The following is a 24106-nucleotide window of genomic DNA, read 5'->3' on the forward strand; positions in this document are numbered from 1 at the left end:
TGGTGGCCGCAACGCCTAGGCTTGTCAGTGCACTGTCGGTCGAGGAAAGACACCATGAAGACCTTCGAAGAGCTGTTCGCCGAGCTGTCCGAGAAGGCGCGCACCCGACCCGAGGGGTCCGGGACCGTCGCCCAGCTCGACGCCGGCGTCCATGCCATCGGCAAGAAGGTCGTCGAGGAGGCGGCCGAGGTCTGGATGGCCGCGGAGTACGAATCCGACGAGCAGGCCGCCGAAGAGATCTCGCAGCTCCTCTACCACCTCCAGGTCCTGATGCTGGCCCGTGGCCTGCGGCTGGAAGACGTCTACAGGCATCTGTAGGTCGGCGCGCCCCGACCACGGCGCGTACGGCCGCTCGACGTCTTCGAACACGCAGAGCCAACACGAAAGCCAGACACATGCCCGACATGCTGAGAATCGCCGTGCCCAACAAGGGCCAGCTGTCCGAGCCCGCCGTCGAGATGCTGCGCGAGGCCGGCTACCGGCAGCGCAAGAGCAGCCGCGACCTGGTGATGGTCGACCCGGACAACGAGACCGAGTTCTTCTTCCTGCGCCCCAAGGACATCGCCGTGTACGTCGGCGAGGGCATCCTGCAGGCCGGGATCACCGGCCGCGACATGCTGCTGGACTCCGGCGCCCCCGTGGACGAGGTGCTGCCGCTGGGGTTCGGCGGGTCCACCTTCCGGTTCGCCGCGCCCAACGGCGCGAACATGACGGTCGCCGACCTCGACGGCAAGCGCGTCGCCACGTCGTTCGACGGGCTGCTCCGCTCCTACCTGGAGAAGGAGGGGGTCGACGCGCGCGTCATCCACCTGGACGGCGCGGTGGAGAGCTCCGTCCAGCTGGGGGTGGCCGACGCCGTCGCCGACGTGGTGTCGACCGGCACCACGCTGCGCCAGGCGGGGCTGGAGACGTTCGGGGAGCCGATCCTGGTGTCGGAGGCGGTGCTGATCCGCCCCGTGGACGCCGGGCCCGACGCCAAGTTCGACACCCTGCTGCGGCGGCTGCGCGGTGTCCTGGTCGCCCGCGACTACGTGATGATGGACTACGACGTGCACGCCGAGCGCCTGGAGGCGGCGGTGGCGCTGACCCCCGGCATGGAGGGCCCGACGGTGTCCCCCCTGCACCGGGAGGGCTGGGTGGCGGTGCGGTCGATGGTGCCGCGCCGGGACGCCCAGCGGATCATGGACGACCTGTGGCAGCTGGGCGCCCGGGCGATCCTGGTGACGGACATCTACGCCTGCCGCCTGTAGGCGGCGGGTGGGGGAGGGGCCCGCGGGCGACCGCGGGCCCCTCCGCGTGTCCGGGGCATGCGTTCCGGAGGGCGCGGGCGGCCGCCGCCCTCCGACGGGGGTGCCGGTGCGGGCCGGGCGGGCCGCTCAGGCGGGAACGACGGTGATGGTGTACTCCGTGCCCTCCCCGTGGTCCGGGATCTCGACGGACAGCACGCGGCGCTCCGCGTCCCAGTCGGAGGTCCAGCCGTCCGGGGCGTCCACGGTGAGCTCGTGGTCGGGGAAGGCGTGCGCCGGGAGGTGGATCTCGGTGGGGCCCGACACGCCCTCGCGTTCGGTGAACCGGAGCCGGAACCGGGCCGGGGCGGCGTCGTAGGAGACCTCCACCGGCCGCCCCGCCACCGCCCGGGGGTAGGCGCGGGACATGACCTCCGCCAGCGGCCCCGGGGCGAGGTCGGTGTCCGCCCACGGCCCCCAGCCGTCGTGGTCGTTGGACCAGTAGGCGCGGCCGGAGGACATCGACTCGGTCTCCTCCAGCATGCGGCGCACGTAGGCGTCCGCGCCCGGGCCCGACATGTCCAGGCCGAACTCGCCCAGTACGACCGGCGCCCCCAGGCGTTCGGCGGTGACGCGGACGCTGTCGGACCACAGGTCGATGCTGCGGTCCACGGTCGCGCGGGAGTCGCCCTCGTAGGGCCGCCCGAGGTCCATGGGCAGCGGGTAGGCGTGCGGGGCGTAGACGATGCGGGGCCCGCCCTCGCGCGGGTCCTCCAAGCGGGGGAGCGCGGAGGGGAAGCCCCAGTTGACGCCCACGGCCTGGCCCTCGACGAAGATCCAGGCGTCCTGGTCGGCCTCGCGGATGCGCTCCAGGCAGCGCCGGTACAGCTCGGCCAGGGGGCCGGCCTCGAAGTCCGGGCCCTGGAGGCTGCCGCCGAACGGCTCGTTCATGAGGTCGTAGCCCAGGACGGCGGGCTCGTCGGCGAAGCGGGTGGCCACGTGGTTCCAGGCGGCGGCGTAGTCGTCCATGAGGTACGGGTGCTCGCCGGTGGTGTTCCAGAAGTGGTCGAAGGAGCGCATGACGCCCGGCTCCAGGTAGACCAGCTCCCACATGTCCTGGGACTCCACCGGCAGGCCGTCGTTGTGGGTGGCCCACCGCGGGGCGCCGTTGCCGGAGTGCTCCTGGGGGCTGGTGTAGCGGCCGTAGAGGTCCTGGTGCATGTCGAGGAGGACGTGGTAGCCGCGTTCGGCGTACCAGTCGACGCGCTCGGCGACGGCGTCGAGGTAGTCCTCGTCGTAGACGCCGCGTTCGGGCTCCAGCGCCTGCCACTGGATGAGGAAGCGGACGAAGTTGGTCCCCATGAGGTCGTACTCGGCCTGGACGGCGTCCTCGGTGATCCAGGGGAGGCGCTCGGGGTCGGACTTGGCCGAGCCGGAGGTGTTGAAGCCGTGCAGGAACAGGGCGCGCCCCCGGTCGTCGGTGATGTAGCGGGTGGGCCCGGGGTTGTGCCGGGTGGCCGCGGCGAGCAGGCCGGGCAGCAGGACCAGGACGGCGAGGACCGCCGCGAGACGTTTCAAGTCGCGTCCTTCGGGGGGTGGGGAAAAGAGACGTACGTCACTATCCTGCAAAACGTGAATCTTATTCGCAATATCCCGGCGGCCACCTCCGCCGCCGCGCTGCTGCCGTGCCTGCTGTTCGGCACCACCGGCTTCCTCACCTGGCTGGGCGCGCGGGGCGCATGGCTGCTGCTGCCCAGCGCCCTGGGGGCGCCGTTCGCCGTGCCCGGGCTGCGGTTCGTGCCGCTGGGCGAACAGCCCTGGTCGGCGCTCGCCGCCGAGCTGGCCGGGGTGGCCGTGCTCGCCGCCGTGGTGTGGTGGGCGACGGCGCGGTCCGTGGCGCGCCGCCCCGACGCCTCCGCCGTCCGGGCGTTCCTGGCGGGGTGGGGCGCGTTCGCCCTCGGGGCGGCGGCCGCCGGTGCGCCGCGCGCCCTGCTGCCCGCCTGGGAGATGGGGCTGGGCCCCGTCGGGTGGTACGCGATGCTCGCGGGCGGGCTGGTCACGGGGTTGCTGTGGGGTTCGACACTGGGCTGGATCTGCGGATTCGCCCGGCTGGCGACCCGGCCGCGGACGGCGGTGGCGGCCTGAAGGCCCGGGTGGGACGGGGTTTCGGACGCACCTGAACCTGTCGTCCGTCGGTTTGATGGTGTTCACGCGCTGTTCGTCCACGGTGATCCCCCGTGGCCGAAGGTGGTCGTTTCCGGGGGAGGACTCCGGCACTGACGGAGGACTGTGTCACGATGCCCGAATGATCGAAGACTTCCGCCGCGCCGTCGCCGACGTCGTCGAGGCCGCCCAGTCGCGGCCCCACGAGGTTCTACCGCTCGCCGGAACGCTGTTCCAGCTGGCCGGGCACGTTCCCGTCGAGGAGCGGGCCGCAGCGCTCGCGGCCATCGCCGAACGTCTCCGCACGCCGGAGCGGATCGCCCTGGGGGCCGTCGCCGACCTGGCGGTGCTGTGCGGAGCCCTCGTCGAGGTGGGGACCCCGGCCGGGCCCGCCGGAGTCGAGATCACCCGGCGCGCGCGGGAGATCGGCGCGCAGGCGCTGCGCTTCGCGGACGCCTGGGAGTCGACGGGCGAGGACGACCCGCCGCACCCGCGGGAGACCGGCGAGTCGCACCGGGCGCGGGTGACCCCGGTGCTCGGCGACGCCGACATGTACTCGCTCGCCTCGTGGGCGACCATGCAGCCGTACGGGATCGCGATCCGCGCCGTGCTGGGCGACGCCGAGGTGCGCGCCGCGCTGCGCCAGGACCCGCGGGGGCTCGCCGAGCTGCAGGCGCTGTCCTCCCGGATGCGCCGCCACGTCGAGGAGTTCGGCGAGGTGTACGAGCTGCTGCTGATGGCCGAGGCCGACCGGATGCTCGTCCTGGACCGGGCGTCGGGGCGCGCGTTCCGGGTGCGCTTCGACGGGGTGGGGGACAACTTCCAGCTGCACACGCTGCTGGCCGACGCGCTCATCGGCCCGGAGGGCCGGGGCGTGCCGGGGCAGCGGCCGATGCCGGACTGGGTGGCGTCCGCCACCGACCTGCGCGACGACCCGCGGCTGTCGATCGTCGAGGGCGAGTGGGACCTGGTCGGCGGCGACGGCATGTGGGTGGGCAACGAGGCGACGCCGGGATCGGTGCCGGTCGTCGACGGCGAGCGGGTGCTGGTGCTGGAGCCGATCTCCCTCAAGCACACCTGGCGGACCGGCCGCCGCCACCCGCACATCCCGGGGTGGCTGCGGGTCGAGGAGGAGCTGGGGCGCGACGAGGCCGCCGCCTGGTGGGGGCGGGTGCACCCGGCGGGCACCGTCGTGCACCCCCTGGTGCAGAGCCAGGAGGAGACGTCCCCGGTGGTGGATGTGCCGCCGGAGGACTGGAGCCCCGCCGACGCGGCGCCGGCTCCGGGCCGTCCCGACCCCCGCGACGCCGACGGCTCCTGGAACGCGGTCGGCGCCTCGGGCGCCTCCGGCGCGCACAACGCCGGGGCGTACGAGGGCGACTCCGGCTCCCACGGCCACGGCGGACCCGGAGGAGCTGCCGGTGCCTCCGGTGCGCACGGTGCCTTCGGGCATGGCGGTGCCACCGGTGCTCATGGCGCTCCCGGGTACGCGGATACGGCCGGGGCCCCTGGTGGGCACGGTGCTCCTGGTGCGCCGGGGGCCGGCGATGTCCCGGGCGGCTGGACGCCTGCGGCCGGGGCCCCGGGTGCCCACGGGCACGGTGGTGTCGCCGGTGCCTCGGGCGCGGCTGGGACCTCTGGTGCGTACGGTGACTCCGGCCATGGCGGTGCCGGCGGCGCGGGCGCGCCCGGTGCTTCCGGATACGGAGACCCGGCCGGGGTCTCTGGTGGACACGGCGCCCCCGGGCACGGCGGTGCGTCCGGGGCACAAGGCGCCTCCGGGTACGCGGATGCGGCCGATGCGGCCGGGGCACACGGTGCCCCTGGGCATGGCGGTGCGCACGGGTCCTCCGGGTACGCGGATGTGCCCGGTGCTTCCGGGTACGGAGACACCGCTGGGGCCTCTGGTGGACACGGTGCTCCCGGGCACGGTGGTGCGTCCGGGGCACATGGCGCCTCCGGGTACGCGGATGCGTCTGGGGCCTCTGGACACGGTGGTGCGGCCGGGGCACATGGCACCTCCGGGTACAGAGAGCCGGCCGGGGTCTCTGGTGGACACGGTGCCCCCGGGCATGGCGGTGTGCCCGGGGCCTCTGGGTACGCAGATGTGGCTGGTGCGTCTGGTGGGCACGGTGGTCCTGGGCATGGCGGCGCGGCCGGTGCGCCTGGGACCTCTGGCTACGCGGATGCGCCCGGGGCACACGGTGCCTCCGGCTACGCGGATGCGGCCGGTGCTTCTGGTAGCCATGGTGCGTCCGGGCATAGTGGTGGCTCTGGTGCCCCGGGCGCGGCTGGGACCTCTGGTGCTTATGGTGGCTCTGGCCATGGTGGTGTTGGCGGTGCGGGTGCGCCCGGTGCTTCCGGGTATGGAGACATCGCTGGGGCCTCTGGTGGGCACGGGGCCTCTGGCTATGGAGATGTGACCGGGGCCTCGGATGCACACGGTGCTTCCGGGCACGGTGGTCCTGGGCATGGTGGTGCCGCTGGGACCTCTGGTGCGTACGGAGACACGGCTGGGGCCGGCGCTCCCGGGTACGCGGACGCGCCCGGGTACGGCGATATGGCCGGGGCGGGTGACGGCTCGGGTGGTCGCCCGGTCGCCGATGTGGGCGGCGGGTCGGCCGGGGCCACCGGTGCGCAGGGGACGTGGGACGCCTTCGGGAGCGGTGGGGCGAGCGCGCCTCCGGGAGCCTCGCTGGTGCCGCCGCCTCCCGCGGACCGCTGGGAGGTCGAGGCGGAGCCGTCGATCGTTCCGGGACCCGAGGCGGACCGTGAGCCGCCCGGCGCCGGGCTGCTGGAGCCCATGCCGGAGGGGGTCTCCGACAGCAGCGGGTGGGGACCGTCCTGGAAGTCCTGACCGCCGTACCGTCGGCCTCCCTAGGGCGTGTTCGGTGGATGCTTTCGAGCGTTTCGGCGCTTGCGCCGAATGCCGGGAGCGGCCGCGAGGCGATCTCTCGCAAGACGGCCGGCGCGGGTCAGCCCGGGTTCGGCTGTCCGAGCGCAGGCGGCGCGGCGAGAGGAGGCCTCGCGGCCGCGACCCGGAATGATCCGCCGAACACGCCCTAGGAGGCCGGGGGCTCGGGGCGGGACTGGAGCGCGGCCCAGATGAGCGGGATCTGGAGCGGGACGCGCCCCCAGGCCACGATGCGGTTGTCGGCCGGGCCGGGCAGGCGCCCCGTGCCCGAGTCCATGGCCATCCGGATGTTGGCGGGCCACACGGCGAGGAGGAGGACGGCGCCGGCCGGCCCCGCCCAGCGGCGGCGGGTCAGCAGGCCCAGGCCGCACGCGGCCTCGGCGACGCCGCTGCCGTACACCCAGGCGCGCGGCGCGGGCAGGGAGCGCGGCATGATCGCCTCGAACGGCTTCGGGGCGATGAAGTGCAGTACGGCCGAGGCCAGGAACAGGCCGCCGAGGGCGTACGGGGCGGCCGTGCGCGGGTTCTTCGTCACGACCCTTAAGTTACCCGCGGGTCATAAAACGCGGAAGGGCCCCGGAGCGGACTCCGGGACCCCCGTCACCTAGCAGCAGCGCGACCCGGGATTCGTGTCGCCCTTGTCCGTGTGGTGGCGCCAGAAGACGCGCTCGCTCATGGGCTCCTCGCCCGGGTGCTCCCGGTTGTGGTGCTCCAGGTAGATCTCGTAGGCCCGCTCGCCCACGACCCCGCGGGCGATCTGCCACGCCTCGCGCAGTCCGTGCAGCAGCCTCGGACCGAGTGCCGAGCCCGTCGTCATCGTCCGCTACTCCTTCTTCTCCTCGGAGGAACCGCCCACGCTCTCCAGCTGCCGAGCGTACTCGCGCTCCTCACGGCTCGGGATGAGCCCGTCCGGGGCCCAGGTCTTGGACCTCTCGTACGGGATCTCGGTGATGGGCAGCGTGCCCTCCGGGGCGCGCAGCGCCTTGATCCACACCCGGACCGAGTCGGCCAGGATGATGACCACCAGCAGCGCGAACAGCACCGACAGCGTGCCCTGGACCGTCGTGTTCACGACCACCTGGCGCATGGCCTCCTCGCCCTGCACCGCGCCCACCCCGGGCTCGCCGTTGGCGAGCGCCTCGGAGAACTGGCTGCGCTGGGCGAAGAACCCGATCTTCGGGTCGTCGGAGAACACCTTCTGGTAGCTCGCGGTCAGGGTGACCACCGCGTCCCAGGCCAGCGGCACCAGGGTGACCCAGGCGTACTTGGCCCTGCCGGACTTGATGATCAGCGTGGTGCACACCGCCAGGGCGATCGCCGCCAGCAGCTGGTTCGCGATGCCGAACAGCGGGAACAGCTGGTTGATACCGCCCAGCGGGTCGTTCACGCCCGCCCACAGGAAGTAGCCCCAGCCGCCGACGATCAGCGCGCTGCAGATCCACGCGCCGGGCCGCCAGCTCGTGTCGCGCATCGGCTTGTACACGTTGCCCAGGGTGTCCTGGAGCATGAATCGGCCGACGCGGGTTCCGGCGTCGACGGTGGTGAGGATGAACAGCGCCTCGAACATGACGGCGAAGTGGTACCAGAACGCCATCATGGCCTGGCCGCCGAACACGTTGGAGAAGATCGTCGCGGCACCCAGCGCGAACGTCGGCGCGCCGCCGGTCCGGGCGATGATCTCGCTCTCGCCGATGTTCGTCGCGATCTGCTGCAGCGTCGCCGCGTCCACCGTGAAGCCGAGCTGGCTGACGGTCTGCGCGGCGGACTCCACGCTGCCGCCCAGGGCGTTCATCGGCATGTTCATCGCGAAGTACACGCCGGGGTCGATGATGCACGCGGTGATCAGCGCCATGACGGCCACGAACGACTCGGTGAGCATCGAGCCGTACCCGATCATGCGGACCTGGGTCTCCTTCTCGATGAGCTTGGGCGTGGTGCCCGAGGAGATCAGCGCGTGGAATCCCGACAGCGCACCGCAGGCGATCGTGATGAACACGAACGGGAACAGCGGCCCGGCCACCACGGGGCCCTGGCCGTTGAACGCGAACTCGGTGAACCGCGGCAGCTGCAGCGACGGCATCGCGATGAGGATGGACACCGCGAGCAGGACGACCACGCCGACCTTCATGAAGGTCGACAGGTAGTCGCGCGGCGCCAGCAGCAGCCACACGGGCAGCACCGAGGCGACGAAGCCGTAGACGATCAGGCCGATGGTCAGTTCGTTCTTGCTGAAGAGGAAGACCTCGCTCAGCACCGCGTGCTCGGCCACCCAGCCGCCGCCGACGATGGACAGCAGCAGCAGGACGACGCCGATGGCGGAGGTCTCCATGACCTTGCCGGGCCTGACGAACCGCAGGTACACGCCCATGAACAGGGCGATGGGGATGGTCATGATCAGCGAGAACGCGCCCCACGGCGACTCGGCCAGGGCGTTCACGACGACCATGGCCAGCACGGCCAGCAGGATGATCATGATGGACAGCACCGCGATGAGCGCGGCGATGCCGCCGACCGGGCCGATCTCCTCGCGCGCCATCTGGCCGAGCGAGCGGCCGTTGCGGCGGGTGGAGAAGAACAGCACGACCATGTCTTGCACGGCACCCGCGAAGATCACACCCAGGATGATCCAGATGGTGCCGGGCATGAAGCCCATCTGCGCCGCGAGGACCGGGCCGACGAGGGGTCCGGCGCCGGCGATGGCGGCGAAGTGGTGGCCGTAGAGCACCCGGCGGTCGGTCGGGTGGTAGTCGGCGCCGTTGTTGAGGCGCTCGGCCGGGGTGGCCCGGGTCGGGTCGGCCATCAGCACCTTGTACTGGATGAACCGTGCGTAGAAGCGGTAGGCGATGGCGTAGGAGGCGAGCGCGGCGAAGATCAGCCAGGCGGCCGAGATCTCCTCGCCTCTGCCGATGGCGATCACGCCCCACGCGACCGCTCCCACGAGGGCGACGCCGGCCCAGACGGCGATGCTCTGTGGTGTCCACTTCGGCTTGTCCGGCGCCGGCGGGGGCCCCGCCTTGCCATTGACCGGAACAGAGGACATCTGATCCTTCTCTCTAACCTGTCGGGAACCCGGGGAGGAATCCGGGAGCCATATCGCGACAATCGTGCAGGACCTACCCGTGTTGCGGGCGTCACAAAGGAATCGGTTGCATTGCAGATTCAATACTTTGGGAACTTTCCCGAAACCATCTGGTAAGTGGGGAGAACCGCGCGTGCCCTGCCCGTACGGCTTTCCGGTCCGGCCGACACGGTGGGTGCGCGGGCGGGCACAATGGCGGAATGGAGACACCACAGGTGGCGGAGGAGAAGGAGACGCTCGCCCGCGTCACGGGTGAGACGGGCGGAGACCTGGTGCTGCGCCGGGTGGGCGCGCACTACGAGATCTACAGCAACGGGGTGTTCCTCATGGACACCCGGGACGGCACCTCGGAGCGCGAGATGGTGCGCGCGAGCCTGGCGGCGCTGCCGCGGGGGCGCGGCCGGGCGCGGGTCCTCATCGGCGGCCTGGGGGTGGGCTTCTCGGCGCGGGAGGCGCTGGACGACCCCCGGGTCTCCCTGGTGGAGGTCGTCGAGCTGGAGCCGCAGGTCATCGCCTGGCACGACGGCGAACTGGGCGAGGCCGCGGGCTACGTGCACCGCGACCCCCGCTGCCGGGTGCACAACGCCGACATCGTCGCCTGGACGGAGGCGGCGGCCGGGCGGCCGCAGCGCTACGACGCGATCTGCCTGGACACCGACAACGGCCCGGACTGGACCGTGACCGAGGCCAACGGCCGGCTGTACCGGGCGGCGGGGCTGGACCTGCTCAAGGGGCTGTTGGCCCCGGGCGGGGTGCTGGCGTTCTGGAGCGCCAACCCGGTGGAGTCCTTCGAGGCCCTGCTGCGCGAGCGCTTCACCCACGTGGAGGCGATCGAGGTGACGGTGGCCCACAGCATCCCCGACACCGTCTACCTCGCCCGGGAGGCCTGACCGCGGAGCGGTTCCGGCCGCGGGACGCCGTGCCCGCCGCCGGGACCGCGGTCAGGGGGCGGGCACGGCGGGGGCCTCAGCCGCGGGAGGACATGAAGCGGGCGAACTCCTCCAGGGAGATGCGGGAGTCGCCGTCGGAGTCCATGGCGCTCACCGTTTCGGCGGCCTGCTCGTCGGTGCACTCGTCGCCGAGGTTGCGCATGAGGGCGACCAGCTCGGAGGCGGTGATGCGGCCGTCGCCGTCGGCGTCCACGAGGGCGAACGTGGCGGCGTACTCGGAGGTCTCGGGCATTGTCTCTCCCAGTCGGGGGTCCGTTGGTGCGGAAAGGCTACCGGTAGGACGAAGGGCCGCACCGGGCGGTTCTCGCACCGGGGCGGCCCTTCGTTCGGGGGGCGTGTTCAGGTCACTTGCCGACCGAGGCCCGGGAGCCGATCCAGCGGGCGATGACCGTGAACAGCAGCACCAGCAGGAACAGGCACAGCGCCGCACCCCACGCGCGGTCGATGCCCGCCTCGAACGGCTGGGCCGCGCCGCGGTACAGCTGCATCGGCACGGCGCCCTGGGGGGAGCCCTGGAACGCGGTGACGATGATGCCGGTGCCGAACGCCGTCAGCAGCAGCGGCGCGGTCTCGCCGATACCGCGGGCGATCGCCAGCATCGAGCCGGTGGTCAGGCCCGGGGCGGCGGCGGGCAGCACCGTGTGGACGATGGTCTGCCACTTGCGGGCGCCCAGGCCGTAGCTGGCGTTGCGGATCTCGTCCGGGACCAGCCGCAGCATCTCCTCCGCCGAGCGTGTGACGATCGGCAGCATCATCACCGCGATCGCGACGGCGCCCACGAACGTGCCGAAGCCCATCGCCCCCCAGCCGATCACCAGCAGGCCGTAGACGAACAGACCCACGAAGATCGACGGGATGCCGGTCATGACGTCGGTGAAGAACCGGATCGCGCCGGTCAGGCGGTTGGGGCCGAACTCCACGATGTACACGGCGGTGGCGATGCCGAACGGGATCGACATCGCGACGGCCAGCGCCATGATGTACAGCGTGCCGAAGAACCCGGCGGCGTAGCCGCCGCCCTCGCGCCGGGGCGGGGGCTCGGTGGCGGTGAAGAACTCCAGGTTCACCACGCCGATGCCGCGCCGGGTGACCTCGAAGATGATGAGGAACAGCGGGATCATCGCGAGGATCATCGCGCCGGTCAGGACGACCGTGGCCGCGCGGTTCTTGAACCGCCGGTAGCCGGTGCCGGGCGGGCGCACGCTCAGCGGGACGTGCTGCGCCGGGGTCGGGGGTGTGGTGGTCGCGGTGCTCATACGGCGGCGTCTCCCGTGAACTGCCCCAGGCGCCACACGACGACGCGGGCCAGGACGTTGATGATCATCGTGACGAGGAAGAGGGCGACACCGATCGCCATCAGCGCCGTCCGGGTCTCCGGCGAGGACTCGCCGAAGGTCGCGGCGATGTGCGAGGCCATGCTGCTGCCGGCGCCGAAGAGGCTGGCGCCCCAGGACTGGGAGCCGCCGATCAGCATCAGGACGGCGATGGTCTCGCCGAGGGCGCGGCCCAGGCCCAGCATGGTCGCGGCGACGATGCCGGAGAAGCTGGCGGGCAGCACCACCTTGGTGATGACCTCCCACCGGGTGGAGCCCAGCGCGTAGCCGGCCATCTGCTGCTCCAGCGGCTGCACCACGATGACCTCGCGGATGATGGCGGTCATGATCGGCAGGATCATGATGGCCAGCACGATCCCGGCGGGGAAGTAGCCGACGCCGCGCACCGGGCCCTCGAAGAGGAAGAACCAGCCCAGGGTCGACTCGACCAGGTCGAAGAAGGGCCGCATCACGTTCGGCAGGAACCAGTGCAGGCCCCAGAGGCCGAAGATGACGCTGGGCACCGCGGCCAGCAGCTCCACCGTGTAGGAGAGCGGCTTGGCGATGCGGCGCGGGGCCATGTGGGTGAGGTAGACGGCGACCATGATGGACAGCGGCAGCGCGATGACGATCGCGATGGTCGCGGTGACCAGGGTGCCGTAGATGAACGGCCAGGCGCCGTAGGTACCGGTGATCTCGGTCCGGGAGCCGCCCGCCGTCCAGTCCTCCCCGAGGAGGAAGCCGAAGAAGCCCTCCTTGGCGAACACCGGCCAGGCCTCGGTGGTCGTCCGGACGACCATCAGCGCCAGGATGACCAGCACGACGGTCCCGCAGGCGGCGACCGTCCACTTGAAGATCGGGTCGGCCAGGCGCCCTCTGCCGGCCGACAAGGTCCTCCGTGGGGAGTCCTCGGGGGCCTGCGGGGCCTCGGGGGCCTCGGTGGACATGTGCTTCTCCTCTGTGGCTTTCGTGGGGAGTGGAGAGCGTCCCCGCCCCGGCACCACGGGGCGGAAGAGGGGTGGAAGGGCGGCGGCCGGGCCGGTCGGCCCGGCCGCCGCGGAGGGTCTCCGGGAGGGGGAGGGGAACCTCGCGCCTCGGGGAGGGGGCCGCGCTAGTTGGCGGAGTTGGTCTTCTCCAGCTCGGCGACGACGCGGTCGGTCAGGGCCTCGCCCAGGGGGGCGTAGCCCAGCTCGCCGGCGAGGTCGCGGGCGCTCTGGTCGGTCAGCGCCCAGGTCCAGAAGTCGATGATCGCGTCGGCGTTGGCCTGCTCGTAGCCGCAGGTGTAGGTGAAGATCCAGTTGGAGCCGGCGATCGGGTAGCCGTCACCGCCGACGTTGTCGATCGCGAACTGGAAGTTGTCCGGGACCTCGACCTCCTCGGAGGCGGCCATGGTGGCCTCCAGGGTGGGCTCGATCGGGGTGCCGTCCTCGTTCACGATGTGGGCGACGGCCAGTCCGGCCTCCTGGGCGTAGGACTGGTTGACGTAGCCGATACCGCCGGGGTTCTGGGTGATGCCCTGGGTGACGCCGTCGTTCTGCTGGCCGCCGACCAGGCCGTCGGCCCAGTCGAGCTCCTTGCCCTCGCCGTACTCGTCGGCCCAGGACTCGACCTCGGTGGACAGGTAGTGGCTGAACACGTAGGTGGTGCCGGAGCTGTCGGAGCGGTGGACCGGGATGATCTCGTCGCTCGGCAGTTCCATGTCGGGGTTGAGCTCGGCGATCGCCGGGTCGTCGAAGGTGGTGATCTCGCGGGAGTAGATCCCGGCGATCGTCTCGGCGTCCAGGACCAGGCCGTCCAGGGCCTCGTTGCTGAACGCGATGACCACGGCGCCGAAGACCACCGGGAACTGGACGGCCTCGCAGCTGCGGGCCTCCTGGGCGGCGGCCAGGTCCTCGTCGTCCAGGGGCTCCTCGGAGGAGCCGAAGTCGACGGTCTGCTCCAGGAACTGCTCCACACCGGCACCGGAGCCGACGCTCTGGTAGTTGATCTGGACGCCGGGCTGGACGTCCTGGTTGTAGGTGTAGATCAGGTCCTGGAAGAGCGGGTCGGGGAAGCTGGCGCCCGCGCCGGTCAGCGAAGCGCTGAGCTGCTCGGCGGCAGCGTCACCGCCGGTGTCACCACCGGTGTCGCCTCCGCCGCCGCACGCAGTGGCGAGCAGGGGGATGGCCGCCAGGACGGCGAGCTTGGAACGCCCGTTGCGCATGTCGAAGTTCTCCTCGTTGAATCACCGCTGTCGGGGCTGACGTGAAACGACGTTAAACGCGGAGAAAGTCGTGTCGCCATCGAAATGGCAGACCTTCGGTGGAAGTCGGGTGAATGGAGGGTGAATGGTGGTCACATTCCGGTAACGAGCGGCGTGTGATGGTTCTGTGTCCGGGGTGTCGCCGTGGCGAATCCCACTGTGATGACCTGCGGGTATGCCAAGTAGAGCGGGGAGTGCGGGGTCATCGCGCCGATATTGGGGATTTTTCGATCATTCACTTTCGCGTGCGTCTTCGAGAGAAGTGACGCGAACATGAACAAGGGGTCGCCCCGGACGTGCCGGGGGACCCTTGGAGAAAGTTCAGAGCATGCTTATCCGCCGTTCGCAGTGTCCAATCGGTAGCCGATTCCGCGCACGGTGTGGATGAACCTCGGACGGGCCTCGGAGTCACCCAGCTTGTGGCGCAGCCGGCGGATGTGCACGGCGATGGTGTTGTTCACCGGGGGCAGCGGCTTGTGCCAGACCTCGGTCCACAGCTCCTCGCGGCTGACCACCCGGCCGTGGTGGCGCAGCAGGAAGTCCATGATCCCGAACTCCCGAAGCGCCAGGTCCACCGGATGGCCGTCCACGAACAGCCGGTGCCCCAGGGCGTCCAGCTCCAGGGCGCCCGAGCGCAGCGACGTGCCGGGGCCGGAGACGTGCTCCAGGGAGTGGTGGCCGTCCACCCCCGGCAGCGAGCCGCGCAGCAGCGCGGCCAGCTCCGGGATGCGGTAGGGCCGGTTGACGCAGGCGGTGGCCCCGGCGGCCAGCGCGCGCAGCGCGCGCTGGGAGTCGCCGGGGCCCACTCCGATGAGGATCGGGATGTCGGTCGCGCGCCGGGTCACCCGCACCAGCGTCTCCAGGTCGACCTCGGGCGGGGTGGCGCTGGTGACGATCGTGTCCGGGCGCAGCAGCCCCACCCGCAGCAGGGCCTCGGCCCCGTCGACGCACACGGTGATGTCCACGTCGTGGCCGCTGAGCGAGAGCACCAGCTGGTGCGACTGCTCCGACTCCGGCTCCACCAGCAGGACCCGCAGCGGGCCTTCCGCGCGCTCCACCGCGTCGTCCGGGGCGCCCGCGGGACGGGGGACGGACGTGGAGGCGGGGAGCGCGGTCATGGTCATGGTTCCACTTCGTCGGGGAGGGCGTGTCGAAGAGGTCTGCGGGGCTTTCCGATCAGCCGAAGCGGCCGGAGATGTAGTCCTCGGTGCGCTGGTCGGCCGGCTTGCTGAAGATGGTGGCGGTCTCGTCGAACTCCACCAGGCTGCCGTAGCGCTCGCCCTTCTCGTCGACGCCCGCGGTGAAGAACGCGGTGCGGTCGGAGACGCGCGCGGCCTGCTGCATGTTGTGGGTGACGATGACGATCGTGTACTCGGCCGCCAGCTCGTACATCAGGTCCTCGATCTTGAGCGTGGCGATCGGGTCCAGTGCCGAGCACGGCTCGTCCATGAGGATGACCTCGGGGTTCACCGCGACGGTCCGCGCGATGCAGAGGCGCTGCTGCTGGCCGCCGGAGAGGGCGAAGGCGCTCTCCTTGAGCTTGTCCTTGACCTCGTCCCACAGGGCGGCCTTGGTGAGGGTCTCCTCGACCAGGTCGTCCATGTTGCCGCGCATGCCGTTGATGCGGGGTCCGTAGGCGACGTTGTCGTAGATCGACTTGGGGAACGGGTTGGGCTTCTGGAAGACCATCCCGATGCGCCGGCGGACCTCGATGGGGTCGACGTGCGGGGCGTACAGGTCCTCGCCGTGGTACTCGACCCTGCCCTCGACGCGGGCGCCGGGGATGAGGTCGTTCATCCGGTTGAGCGTCCGCAGCACCGTGCTCTTGCCGCAGCCGGAGGGGCCGATCATCGCGGTGATCTGGCGCGGGCCGACCTTGAGGTCGACGTCGCGCACGGCCTTGTTGGAGCCGTAGTAGATGGAGAGGCCGGAGACGTCGAAGACGGGGTCTCCCAGCCCGGGCACCTCGCGGTTGTACCGGACGGTGTCGGGGGCGACTCCGCGACCGGAGTCGGTGCCACGAGTGGACGCGGTGTTGCTGATGGACATGGTGCCACTTCCGGGTCGGACGGTGCTTGCGGGCTCATGGGGGGTGAACCGCCGGGGCGCGGTCGAACCCATGCAAATATGTCCGGGTGAAGTGACGGTGAACGATCCCCGTGGCACGGATGAACGTGGGCGGTGGACTCGGATGTGTGATGACGCGGACCGTTGCCCACCGGTCACCGAACCGCACGGATCGGTTCCGCGGAGCCGGATCCGGCCTGGTGAGCGGCCGGAGGGGTCCGGACACGGCGGTGCCCCGGCCGCTGGGCCGGGGCACCGGTGCTCTGCGCGGGGCCGCCCGGTCAGGCGCCCGCTTCGCCGGACTGCTCGGCGATCTTCTGCCTGACCTCTTCCATGTCCAGCTCGCGGGCCTGGGTGATCAGGCTCTCCAGCGCCTCCGACGGCAGGGCGCCCGGCTCGCTGTAGATGACGGTCTGGTCCCGCACGATCATCAGGGTCGGGATGGACTGGATCTTGAACTCGAAGGCCAGCTCGCGCTGGGCCTCGGTGTCCACCTTGGCGTGCACGATGTCGGCGTTCTTCACCGAGGACTGCTCGAAGACCGGGGCGAACTGCCGGCAGGGACCGCACCAGTCCGCCCAGAAGTCGATGAGGACGAAGTCGTTGTCCTTCAGCGTGTCCGCGAAGTTGTCCTTGGTGAGTTCGACGGTGGCCACGGAATCTCCTGCATCTGTCGGTGTCGGACGGACCGGTCGGACCGGGCCGTCCTCCTCTTGGTGGACTACAGCGATCGTGCCCACTCGTTTGTTCCACATGCTCGCAGGGAGTACCCGGAGTCCGGACTGAACTGGAAGTTTCCTACACAACACGTGGTCAATACCTGTTTGGGTGGAAAGTGAAGATGGGGCTACGGTGGCGGGACAGGAGAGAAGAGGGGGACTCCGATGGGTGCTGACACGGCCGACGCGGACACCAAAGAGGGTGGAGACCCCGTCGACTACCGCTTCACCCTGGCCAACGAGCGCACCTTCCTCGCCTGGGTGCGCACCGCGCTGGCCCTGCTGGCCGGAGCGGTGGCCGTCCTGCACCTGCTCCCCCTGGGCTGGGACGCGGGGCCGCGCACGGTGGTCGGCCTGACCCTGGCCGTCCTGGCCGCGGTCATCACCGTCTACGCCCCGATGCGCTGGTACCGGGTCCAGCGCATCATGCGCGACGGCGGCACCCTGAGGATGAGCGTGCTGCCGCTGCTGACCACGTTCGCGGTGGGGCTGGTGTGCCTGGTGGTGCTTTTGGGGCATCTGTTGTGAGCAACCCGATCGACCGGGAGGACCCGGGCCTACAGCCCGAGCGCACCCTGCTCGCGTGGCAGCGCACCCTGATCCTGCTGGTGGTGGTGGGGCTGCTGTTCCTGCGCGGCGAGCTGACCACCGGGGCGAACCCGATCCCCCAGGCGCCGCCCGTGGTCCGGATGGCGCTGATGATCGCCTTCCTGTTCGTCGCCGCCATCGTGGGCCTGCACCTGTGGCTGCGCTGGCGCCGCAGCCGCGAGGGCCTGCGCGATCCCGCCGGCACCGGCGGGCCGCCGCGCGCGGTGTCCGCGCCCTGGGCCATGGTCCTGCTGTGCGCGTCCGTCCTGGTGCTGGCCCTCGTCCAGATCGCGGCGGTGCTCGCCGGCTGACCGTGTCCCCGGACCGGACGGGGTCCCGGCGGGAGGGGCCACCGTCACGGCCCGTCCGCACCGCGGTCGGCCGCCGGTCCCGGAGGGCCGGGGCCCGCGCCTGCGGGCGGACGATCGTGTTCGCACGGTACGGGCGGTCGCCGCCCCCTGCGGGGCGCCGTCGTCTCTGCCGTCTCCCCGGGGCAGGGGGGAGAGCGGACCCCCTCGGCGGGGAGGTCTCCATGAGCGGGGATGGAGTGGGACGCCCTCGGCGGGCGAGAGGCGGGAGGCGTCCGCTCCGGACCCGGTCCGGGCGGGAGCGGGCCGGTGCTAGGCGGGCTGCGGGACGGTGGCCTGCGCCCGGCGGTGCTCCACGATCGAGTTGATGATGGCGTTGAGGTCGCGGGTCGGCTCGTAGCCGATCAGGTCCTTGGCCAGCGAGGTGTCGGGGTAGCGGCGCTGCATGTCCTCGTAGCCCTCGCCGTAGGCCTCGTCGTAGTCGATGTAGACGATCTCGCTGTCCGAGCCGGTCAGCTCCACGACGCGGTCGGCCAGCCCCTTGATGGACACCTCCTCGTGCCCGCCCAGGTTGACCGCCCGGTTGTAGGCCGCCGGGGTGTCCATCAGCTCCAGCATGCCGGGCACCACGTCGAACACCGAGCCGAAGCAGCGGCGCTGCGTCCCGGTGCCGTAGACGGTGATGGGCCGGCCCGCGAGCGCCTGGTCGACGAACCGGGGCACGACCATGCCGTAGCGGCCGGTCTGGCGGGGCCCCACCACGTTGAAGAAGCGGGTGATCACGCACGGGACGCCGGACTCGGAGCCGTGCACGTAGGCCACCAGCTCGTCCAGCCCCTTGGCCGCGGCGTAGGACCAGCGGCTCTTGGTCGGCGAGCCGTAGATCCGGTCGTCGTCCTCCTTGAGCCCGTCGGCGTCGTTCTTGCCGTAGACCTCGCTGGTGGACGCGACCATGTAGGGCACCCGGTGGCGGACCGCGGCCTCCACCACGTTCTCGGTGCCGTGCAGGTTGATCCGCAGCGACCTCAGCGGCGCGTCGACGATGTTGTAGACGCCCACCGCCGCGGCCAGGTGGAACACCGTGTCGGCGTGCGAGACCAGGTCGTCGACCAGGTCCCGGTCCAGGATGTCCCCTTGTACGAAGCGGAACCCGGGTGAGCCCTCCAGTTGGACCAGGTTCTGTAGGGACCCGGTCGAAAGGTCGTCCAGGACGACCACCTCGTGCCCCTGTGCGACGAGGCGGTCGCACAGGTGGGAGCCGATGAAGCCGGCTCCTCCGGTGACCACAGCCTTCATGGTTTCCCCTCCATTTTCAGGCGTTGACTTGTTTCTTCACTGGGGAGATGACGCGAAATGGGATGGGTGGGGGGTTCCGGTGCCGGGGCGGGGCCCGGCGCCGCTCAGGCCAGACAGCGCAGGATGTGGAAGCCCTCGCCGAAGGCGACGCCGGCCTGCATGCCCCGTAGGACGGCCAGGCTGCGCAGGGTCAACTCCGAGCGGGTGTGCGGGTGCCGGTGGCTCTGCGACCCGTACAGCTCCATGCCGAGGAGTTTGTCCCCCACCTCCTTCTCGGACAGTTCCACGATGAGGTTGGGCGAGGGCGCCTGCTCCAGCCGCCACTGGTCGGCGGCCTCCTCGTAGGCGAGCACCAGGCGGGGGTGGTGGCGCAGCTCCCTGTCGGACGGGCGCAGGGCGGTGTGCACCGCTTCGGCCGTGGCCTGGTGGTCCTGGTTGTAGCTGGTCCGGTGGGGGGCGATGACCACGGTCGGCCGCAGCCGCGAGACGGCCAGCGGGCTGGTGCTCTCGATGATCTGGGTGAGCTCCACGCGGGGGACGGCGTCCAGTCTCAGGTGGTACTCGTCGCCGGGCAGCGCCATGTGCCAGTCGTCCCAGCGGAAGTGGTCGGCGACCTTCTTGATCTCCGCGTAGCGCTCCTCCGCGGTGGAGAAACCCTTCGGCGACTGGTCTGCGGTGTCCCCGACGGTCATGAACTGCACGAAGACCTCGGCGCCCTCGGCCTTGGCCTTGCTCATGAGGCCGCCGCAGCCGAGCGTCTCGTCGTCCGGGTGTGGTGCGAAGACCAGGATGCGTTCCTGGGACCAGTCCGTCGTCATGCTGGTTTCCCGTCCTTTACCGAGTGTTGGGGCGCGCGCCCGCGAGCGGTACGGCTGCGGGGTGCCCCGGGTGACACGGCGGCCGCGGTGCCGCCACGGGGAGATCGGCTCGTGTGAGATCAGCTCTGTGCTCTCGCCCGACGGAGGATCTCCAGGGCGTCCGGACCCGCGTTGAGCAGCAGGTCGATCGCCGACAGCCGGGGGGCGAAGTCCTCGGGCTCCCGCTGGTGCTGGCGGTAGACCGGGTGCCGGAACCCCTGCCACTCGACGTCGATCCCGTAGCGGAGCAGGATCTGCGGGTCGAGGTAGCCCCGGGCCCCGTCGCCGGACAGCAGGACGTCCGCTCCGGTCTTCGCGCAGATCTGGGCCAGCAGCTCGGTCTTGCGGCCGGGGAAGTCACCGATCTCGCTCGCGCGCAGGACCGGCGTGTCGATGCCGAATCCGCGCATCACCATCCGCGTCGTGGCGATGGCCAGGGTCGCGAGGTCGTCCCACTCGGTCTCGTACAGGTGGGCGATTTCTTCCTTGTACTCGTTCCAGTAGGGCGTCTTGGGGTAACAGTGTTCTGCCAGTGCCTTGAGGTGCTTTGCCCTCCATTTCTGGTTGTTGTCAATCTCTTTGTCCAGAATGCGGTCGTCTCGACTGCCCTGGGTCACGGGAACCGTCAATAGCACCGGGCGGCCACGTCCGGCCACATAGTTCCGGTTCTGCCATCCGCGGCGCTCGAACTGCACCGTGTCGAGGAAGACGAAGAGGTCGCAACGGTCGAGTTTGTCGACCGTTCCCAGCCAGGGCAGGTAGTGCGGCTGGTGGACCGCCACCCGGACGCGCCGGTCCGGGGAGGTGTCCCGGCCGGTCAGCGGGCCGGAGCCGGGTTCTCGATCCGAGGCGGCGGGAGCAGGATCGGGTGATGGGGAAGCAGGGTCGCCGATCACGCCGGGCACTCTCCTTGTCTCCGTCCGTCTCGGAACACGTGGGCCCCCGCGTATCGGGGCCGTCCGGGGATAAACCGACGGCGCGTGCGCCCCCGGTCCCCGATCTCAAATATCTTCTAATGGGTACCACTTCACGCAAGCCCGTGTATACGATTTCCGTGGCCTACATAGGACGCGAACTCGGGTGAACCCCTCCAGGTGGCAGGGCGTCAACCTAACGCCGACTTAGCGGGTTATTGTCGGTCCGAAACCGCTGACTTTCGGGAGGGGTCCCAAGGCTGTGCGTATCGTGCGTTTCGTCGGCGGCCTGCTGATCGGGCTCATCGCCCTGGCACTTGCCGCCGCGCTCTTCGTCTTCTGGCTCGACTTCGCGACCGACATGGCCGCCGCGGCCGGACTCGGCCCCGTCGGGTACGTGTTCCTGTGGCTCGCCTTCGGCGCCAACCTTCTGCTCTGGACCGCCGTCGGGCTGCTGCGCCTGGGGGACGACTCCGTCCGCGCCGTGCTGCGGCGCGGCGCCGCGGCCGACGAACGCCGGGCCGTCCGCTCCCGCGAACGCGTCCTCGTCGGCGCCGGCGGCCCCTCCGGGGACGCCGGGACCGAGGGCGATCACGCCCCGGAGGCCGGGGACGGCCCCCGGGACGCCACCATCGCCGTGGTCATCCCCGCCCACAACGAGGAACCGGTCATCCACGGGGCCATTGGCTCGGCGCTGGGCCTGTTCCCCCGGTGGGACATCTACGTCGTGTCGGACTCCTCCAAGGACTCCACCGCCGAGATCGCCGCCAAGACCGGCGTCAACGTCCTGGAGCTGCTCACCAACCGCGGCAAGGCCGGGGCCATCGAGGCCGTCATCGAGGAGTTCGCGCTCACCGAGAACTACGACGGCGTGCTCATCCTCGACGCCGACACCGAGCTCGACAAGGGGTACGTCGACGGGGTGCGGCGCCAGCTGCGCGACCCCAAGGTCGCCGCCGTCGCCGGGTTCGTGGTGTCGGAGTGGAAGCCGCGTGAGCGGACCTTCGTCGGCCGGATGATCTCCGCCTACCGCGACCGCCTGTACTTCATGCTCCAGTACTTCATGCGGTTCGGGCAGACCTGGCGCGGCACCAACGCGTCGTTCATCGTCCCCGGCTTCGCCAGCGTGTACCGCAGCGAGGCGCTGCGGGAGATCGAGGTCAACCCCGAGGGCCTGGTCATCGAGGACTTCAACATGACGTTCGAGGTGCAGCACAAGCGCCTGGGGCGGATCTCGATGCGGCCGGACACCAAGGCCTACAGCCAGGACCCGTTCACGTTCTCCGACTACCGCAAGCAGGTGGGCCGGTGGACGCTGGGATTCTGGCAGACGGTGCGCAGACACGGGATCTGGCCCAGCACGTTCTGGGTGTTCCTCGGGCTGTACATCCTCGAGGTCGTGGTGGTCTCGGTCATCCTGCTGCTGACCACGGTCGTCGCCGTGTTCGTCCTGATCGGCACCGTCGCCGGGGAGGCGTTCGTGTCGGTGCCCCTCGTGGGGACGTCGTTCACGGCGGTCACGGCGTTCCTGCCGCTGACGGCGCTGGCCATGGGCCTGCTCATCCCCGACTACATGCTCACCTGCGTCATGGCCGCGATCCGGCGGCGGCCGTCGTACCTCGTGTACGGGCTGCTGTTCTTCCCGATCCGGGTGGTGGACGCCTTCATCACGCTCCGGATGATCCCGCGGGCCTGGACCGCCCGGTCGGACGGCCGGTGGGCCAGCCCCGACCGCGTCTCGAAGAAGTGACACCGTGCGGCGCGGGGGCGCCGCGCGGTGTGGGAGACGGCACGTGGCACCCCGGGGACGGCCGGTTTCGGACAGCGTTTAGCCTCGGGAAAGGGCCCCGGATCTCCGCGGGGTGCGAGACCGTCCGAGTGGGTGTGGAGCAACGGTGGACAAGAGCCGTGTGTCGTTGGGGTTGTACCGGGTGCTGGCCTATGTGACCGGTGTCTTCCTGCTGGGCCTGACCTTCGTGGCCATGCCCGCCAAGTACCTCGTCGGGGAGACCGCGCGGTTCTCCCTGATGCCGGCGCCGTTCGGCCTGGACCACTGGTTCGGGCCCGAGTCGCCGCTGATGCTGTTCATCGCCATGCCGCACGGCTACATCTACATGGTGTACGTGCTGGTGGTGCTGTGGGTCGCCCTGGACCGCCGCTGGAGCGCGCCCAAGACGCTCGGTGTGGTGCTGGCCGGCACCATCCCGATCCTCGGCTTCGTGGTCGAGCACCGTGTCGTGAAGGCGGAGAAGGCGAAGGAGGCCGGGGCGGCCGCCCCGGCTCAGGAGCCCGCCGCCGCCGGCTGATCCCCGGGCCGCTCCCCCGGACCCGCGGCCTCCTCCGACCGGGCCCCCTCCGCCTCGGAGGGGGCCTTCGTGTCGCCGGAGGCCCGCGCGTCCGCCAGCTCGCGCCGCATCAGCAGGACCCAGAACACCAGCGCGGAGACGCCGAACATCGCCCACTGGAAGGTGTAGCTCAGGCTGCGCCAGTTGACCGTGAACCCGGTGGGCGGCTCGGGCGGCGGCACCGGCGTGAGGCCCTCGGCCGCCGGGTCGCCCTCGGGCAGGATGACGTACCCCTCGTAGAGGGGGTGGTCCCACTCGTTGACCAGCAGCGAGGTGGCGATCCGCTCCACCGTCCCGTCCTCGGTGGCGACCGGGGTGAACCCGCCGTCGGAGACCGGCGGCAGCAGCCAGCCGGTGACGGTCACCTCCCCGCCGGGGACCTCGGGGGCCGCGGCGCCCTCGGGGATCCAGCCGCGGTCGACGGTGACGGCCGCGCCGTCGTCGGTGACCAGCGGCAGGATGACGTCGTGGCCGCGGGCGCCGTCCTCGGTGCGCGGCACCAGCAGCGTCTCCTCGGGGGAGTAGCGCCCGGTGACGGTGACCGCCGTGTTGGCGAAGGTCTCCGGGTGCATGTACTCGCCGGGTTCGAGGAGGCCGTCCAGCGGCACGGCGCCGGCGAGGTCCTCCACCGGGTTGGTGATGACCTCGCGGTCCGGCTCGAAGGCGCGGACGAACTGCCAGGCGGTACCGGCGACGCACACCGCGGCGACCAGGAGGATGCCGAGGTGGATGCCGAGCCATCGGGGACGGAGCAGCGGTGATCTCACCCGACCAGGCTATGTGCGCCTCCGGAGGAGTCGGTCATGACCCCGGGTTGACACTGCACGCGGTGGCTTGGGCCGGTATCGACGGAGGAATGGCGATCACTTTAAGTAAGTTCTCGTGACAGAGGGTTGTCTACCGAGGTCGGGGTGGGTAGTGTCTCTATCAACGCGGAACGACAAAGTCGCTCCGGGGCCCCAGGGGCCGCCGAGCGCACCGAGCCGACCGCGTGCGGACCTTCCAGGCCGCGACTCCAGGGGGGAGGAGTCGCAGGCCGTTTCCCAGGCGAGGGGCGCTTCCGTACTTTGAGGGGGGATGCGGAAGCGGCCCTCGCCGCCTTTGTGCGGCGGGGTGCGCCTTCGG

General features: G+C 71.0%; 24 protein-coding genes. 9 read left to right on the plus strand and 15 right to left on the minus strand.

The features are described from left to right. The first annotated feature begins 54 nt into the window (after positions 1 to 54). Together K1J57_RS10630 and hisG are read left to right on the plus strand one after the other, a co-directional pair. Positions 55 to 318: a phosphoribosyl-ATP diphosphatase gene (locus tag K1J57_RS10630; RefSeq protein ID WP_220564279.1), complete on the plus strand. Its 264-nt coding sequence runs from the start codon at positions 55 to 57 to the stop codon at positions 316 to 318. A 77-nt stretch (positions 319 to 395) separates the two neighbouring features. Next, complete coding sequence (hisG, locus tag K1J57_RS10635; RefSeq protein WP_220564280.1) at positions 396 to 1250, plus strand: ATP phosphoribosyltransferase; 855 nt, start codon at positions 396 to 398, stop codon at positions 1248 to 1250. Positions 1251 to 1376: 126 nt separating this feature from the next. Here hisG and K1J57_RS10640 read toward each other — a convergent pair whose 3' ends face one another. Continuing rightward, positions 1377 to 2804: a cellulase family glycosylhydrolase gene (locus K1J57_RS10640; protein WP_220564281.1), complete on the minus strand. Its 1428-nt coding sequence runs from the start codon at positions 2802 to 2804 to the stop codon at positions 1377 to 1379. 54 nt (positions 2805 to 2858) lie between these two features. On the opposite strand from K1J57_RS10640, the gene K1J57_RS10645 reads away from it, so the two are divergent. Further along, positions 2859 to 3371 carry a hypothetical protein gene (locus tag K1J57_RS10645; RefSeq protein ID WP_255646954.1) on the plus strand — a complete coding sequence of 171 codons (513 nt, stop codon included), beginning with the start codon at positions 2859 to 2861 and terminating at the stop codon, positions 3369 to 3371. Between the two features lie 160 nt (positions 3372 to 3531). Further along, positions 3532 to 6246, plus strand: coding sequence for a hypothetical protein (locus K1J57_RS10650; protein ID WP_220564282.1), 2715 nt, complete (start codon positions 3532 to 3534; stop codon positions 6244 to 6246). A gap of 205 nt (positions 6247 to 6451) precedes the next feature. Here the strand turns inward: K1J57_RS10650 and K1J57_RS10655 are convergent, their stop codons facing one another. The 3 genes from K1J57_RS10655 to K1J57_RS10665 form a co-directional block, all read right to left on the minus strand. Next, entirely contained in the window at positions 6452 to 6838 is a 387-nt protein-coding gene (locus tag K1J57_RS10655; RefSeq protein ID WP_220564283.1) for a DoxX family protein, read from the minus strand. Positions 6839 to 6907: 69 nt separating this feature from the next. Further along, positions 6908 to 7120 (minus strand): YbdD/YjiX family protein, encoded by a 213-nt coding sequence (locus K1J57_RS10660; protein WP_220564284.1) that lies wholly within the window; start codon positions 7118 to 7120, stop codon positions 6908 to 6910. A 6-nt stretch (positions 7121 to 7126) separates the two neighbouring features. Further along, positions 7127 to 9343 carry a carbon starvation CstA family protein gene (locus tag K1J57_RS10665; RefSeq protein ID WP_220564285.1) on the minus strand — a complete coding sequence of 739 codons (2217 nt, stop codon included), beginning with the start codon at positions 9341 to 9343 and terminating at the stop codon, positions 7127 to 7129. Between the two features lie 239 nt (positions 9344 to 9582). On the opposite strand from K1J57_RS10665, the gene K1J57_RS10670 reads away from it, so the two are divergent. Continuing rightward, complete coding sequence (locus K1J57_RS10670) at positions 9583 to 10272, plus strand: spermidine synthase (protein WP_220564286.1); 690 nt, start codon at positions 9583 to 9585, stop codon at positions 10270 to 10272. A 76-nt stretch (positions 10273 to 10348) separates the two neighbouring features. Here the strand turns inward: K1J57_RS10670 and K1J57_RS10675 are convergent, their stop codons facing one another. From K1J57_RS10675 to trxA, 7 genes are all read right to left on the minus strand, one after another. Beyond that, complete coding sequence (locus tag K1J57_RS10675; RefSeq protein WP_220564287.1) at positions 10349 to 10564, minus strand: EF-hand domain-containing protein; 216 nt, start codon at positions 10562 to 10564, stop codon at positions 10349 to 10351. A 112-nt stretch (positions 10565 to 10676) separates the two neighbouring features. Beyond that, positions 10677 to 11588 (minus strand): phosphate ABC transporter permease PstA, encoded by a 912-nt coding sequence (pstA, locus tag K1J57_RS10680; protein ID WP_220564288.1) that lies wholly within the window; start codon positions 11586 to 11588, stop codon positions 10677 to 10679. Beyond that, positions 11585 to 12592: a phosphate ABC transporter permease subunit PstC gene (pstC, locus tag K1J57_RS10685; RefSeq protein WP_220564289.1), complete on the minus strand. Its 1008-nt coding sequence runs from the start codon at positions 12590 to 12592 to the stop codon at positions 11585 to 11587. The genes pstA and pstC overlap by 4 nt, the downstream gene beginning before the upstream one ends. Before the next feature lie 164 nt (positions 12593 to 12756). Then, the gene (pstS, locus tag K1J57_RS10690) at positions 12757 to 13848 is read right to left on the minus strand and encodes a phosphate ABC transporter substrate-binding protein PstS (RefSeq protein ID WP_220564290.1); all 1092 of its coding nucleotides are present in this window, start codon (positions 13846 to 13848) and stop codon (positions 12757 to 12759) included. Positions 13849 to 14219: 371 nt separating this feature from the next. Continuing rightward, a complete protein-coding gene (locus K1J57_RS10695) occupies positions 14220 to 15005 on the minus strand; it encodes a response regulator transcription factor (RefSeq protein WP_220565451.1) in 786 nt (261 codons plus the stop codon). Positions 15006 to 15063: 58 nt separating this feature from the next. Next, positions 15064 to 15936: a phosphate ABC transporter ATP-binding protein PstB gene (gene pstB / locus K1J57_RS10700; RefSeq protein WP_220564291.1), complete on the minus strand. Its 873-nt coding sequence runs from the start codon at positions 15934 to 15936 to the stop codon at positions 15064 to 15066. A gap of 299 nt (positions 15937 to 16235) precedes the next feature. Further along, positions 16236 to 16610 carry a thioredoxin gene (trxA, locus tag K1J57_RS10705; protein ID WP_220564292.1) on the minus strand — a complete coding sequence of 125 codons (375 nt, stop codon included), beginning with the start codon at positions 16608 to 16610 and terminating at the stop codon, positions 16236 to 16238. A gap of 228 nt (positions 16611 to 16838) precedes the next feature. On the opposite strand from trxA, the gene K1J57_RS10710 reads away from it, so the two are divergent. Continuing rightward, the gene (locus K1J57_RS10710; RefSeq protein ID WP_220564293.1) at positions 16839 to 17201 is read left to right on the plus strand and encodes a YidH family protein; all 363 of its coding nucleotides are present in this window, start codon (positions 16839 to 16841) and stop codon (positions 17199 to 17201) included. Next, complete coding sequence (locus tag K1J57_RS10715) at positions 17198 to 17572, plus strand: DUF202 domain-containing protein (RefSeq protein WP_220564294.1); 375 nt, start codon at positions 17198 to 17200, stop codon at positions 17570 to 17572. Before K1J57_RS10710 ends, K1J57_RS10715 begins: the two co-directional genes overlap by 4 nt. 309 nt (positions 17573 to 17881) lie before the next feature. Here K1J57_RS10715 and K1J57_RS10720 read toward each other — a convergent pair whose 3' ends face one another. The 3 genes from K1J57_RS10720 to K1J57_RS10730 all read right to left on the minus strand — a co-directional run bounded on the left by K1J57_RS10720 (position 17882) and on the right by K1J57_RS10730 (position 20504). Further along, on the minus strand, positions 17882 to 18865 hold the full coding sequence (locus K1J57_RS10720; protein WP_220564295.1) for an NAD(P)-dependent oxidoreductase: 984 nt from the start codon (positions 18863 to 18865) through the stop codon (positions 17882 to 17884). Between the two features lie 104 nt (positions 18866 to 18969). Next, a complete protein-coding gene (locus tag K1J57_RS10725; RefSeq protein ID WP_220564296.1) occupies positions 18970 to 19683 on the minus strand; it encodes a PIG-L deacetylase family protein in 714 nt (237 codons plus the stop codon). Positions 19684 to 19802: 119 nt separating this feature from the next. Then, positions 19803 to 20504: a WbqC family protein gene (locus K1J57_RS10730; RefSeq protein ID WP_255647153.1), complete on the minus strand. Its 702-nt coding sequence runs from the start codon at positions 20502 to 20504 to the stop codon at positions 19803 to 19805. Positions 20505 to 20898: 394 nt separating this feature from the next. Between K1J57_RS10730 and K1J57_RS10735 the strand changes: the two genes are divergently transcribed. Next, entirely contained in the window at positions 20899 to 22386 is a 1488-nt protein-coding gene (locus tag K1J57_RS10735) for a glycosyltransferase (RefSeq protein WP_220564298.1), read from the plus strand. Between the two features lie 145 nt (positions 22387 to 22531). Beyond that, positions 22532 to 22942: a DUF3817 domain-containing protein gene (locus tag K1J57_RS10740; protein WP_220564299.1), complete on the plus strand. Its 411-nt coding sequence runs from the start codon at positions 22532 to 22534 to the stop codon at positions 22940 to 22942. Here K1J57_RS10740 and K1J57_RS10745 read toward each other — a convergent pair. Continuing rightward, positions 22918 to 23748, minus strand: a complete 831-nt coding sequence (locus tag K1J57_RS10745) for an SURF1 family protein (protein WP_220564300.1) — start codon at positions 23746 to 23748, stop codon at positions 22918 to 22920. The two genes, K1J57_RS10740 and K1J57_RS10745, sit on opposite strands and share 25 nt — an antisense overlap. Between the last annotated feature and the right edge of the window lie 358 nt (positions 23749 to 24106).

This window comes from Nocardiopsis sp. MT53 (assembly GCF_019598965.1).
Taxonomy (GTDB): Bacteria; Actinomycetota; Actinomycetes; order Streptosporangiales; family Streptosporangiaceae; genus Nocardiopsis; species Nocardiopsis changdeensis.

Excerpts from the sequence above, each read along its gene's own strand:
- K1J57_RS10630 (WP_220564279.1), top strand. The coding sequence starts at position 55 with ATGAAGACCTTCGAAGAGCTGTTCGCCGAGCTGTCCGAGAAGGCGCGC.
- hisG (WP_220564280.1), top strand. The coding sequence starts at position 396 with ATGCCCGACATGCTGAGAATCGCCGTGCCCAACAAGGGCCAGCTGTCC.
- K1J57_RS10650 (WP_220564282.1), top strand. The coding sequence starts at position 3,532 with ATGATCGAAGACTTCCGCCGCGCCGTCGCCGACGTCGTCGAGGCCGCC.
- K1J57_RS10660 (WP_220564284.1), bottom strand. The coding sequence starts at position 7,120 with ATGACGACGGGCTCGGCACTCGGTCCGAGGCTGCTGCACGGACTGCGC.
- K1J57_RS10665 (WP_220564285.1), bottom strand. The coding sequence starts at position 9,343 with ATGTCCTCTGTTCCGGTCAATGGCAAGGCGGGGCCCCCGCCGGCGCCG.
- K1J57_RS10670 (WP_220564286.1), top strand. The coding sequence starts at position 9,583 with ATGGAGACACCACAGGTGGCGGAGGAGAAGGAGACGCTCGCCCGCGTC.
- K1J57_RS10675 (WP_220564287.1), bottom strand. The coding sequence starts at position 10,564 with ATGCCCGAGACCTCCGAGTACGCCGCCACGTTCGCCCTCGTGGACGCC.
- pstA (WP_220564288.1), bottom strand. The coding sequence starts at position 11,588 with ATGAGCACCGCGACCACCACACCCCCGACCCCGGCGCAGCACGTCCCG.
- pstC (WP_220564289.1), bottom strand. The coding sequence starts at position 12,592 with ATGTCCACCGAGGCCCCCGAGGCCCCGCAGGCCCCCGAGGACTCCCCA.
- pstS (WP_220564290.1), bottom strand. The coding sequence starts at position 13,848 with ATGCGCAACGGGCGTTCCAAGCTCGCCGTCCTGGCGGCCATCCCCCTG.
- K1J57_RS10695 (WP_220565451.1), bottom strand. The coding sequence starts at position 15,005 with ATGACCGCGCTCCCCGCCTCCACGTCCGTCCCCCGTCCCGCGGGCGCC.
- pstB (WP_220564291.1), bottom strand. The coding sequence starts at position 15,936 with ATGTCCATCAGCAACACCGCGTCCACTCGTGGCACCGACTCCGGTCGC.
- K1J57_RS10710 (WP_220564293.1), top strand. The coding sequence starts at position 16,839 with ATGGGTGCTGACACGGCCGACGCGGACACCAAAGAGGGTGGAGACCCC.
- K1J57_RS10720 (WP_220564295.1), bottom strand. The coding sequence starts at position 18,865 with ATGAAGGCTGTGGTCACCGGAGGAGCCGGCTTCATCGGCTCCCACCTG.
- K1J57_RS10725 (WP_220564296.1), bottom strand. The coding sequence starts at position 19,683 with ATGACGACGGACTGGTCCCAGGAACGCATCCTGGTCTTCGCACCACAC.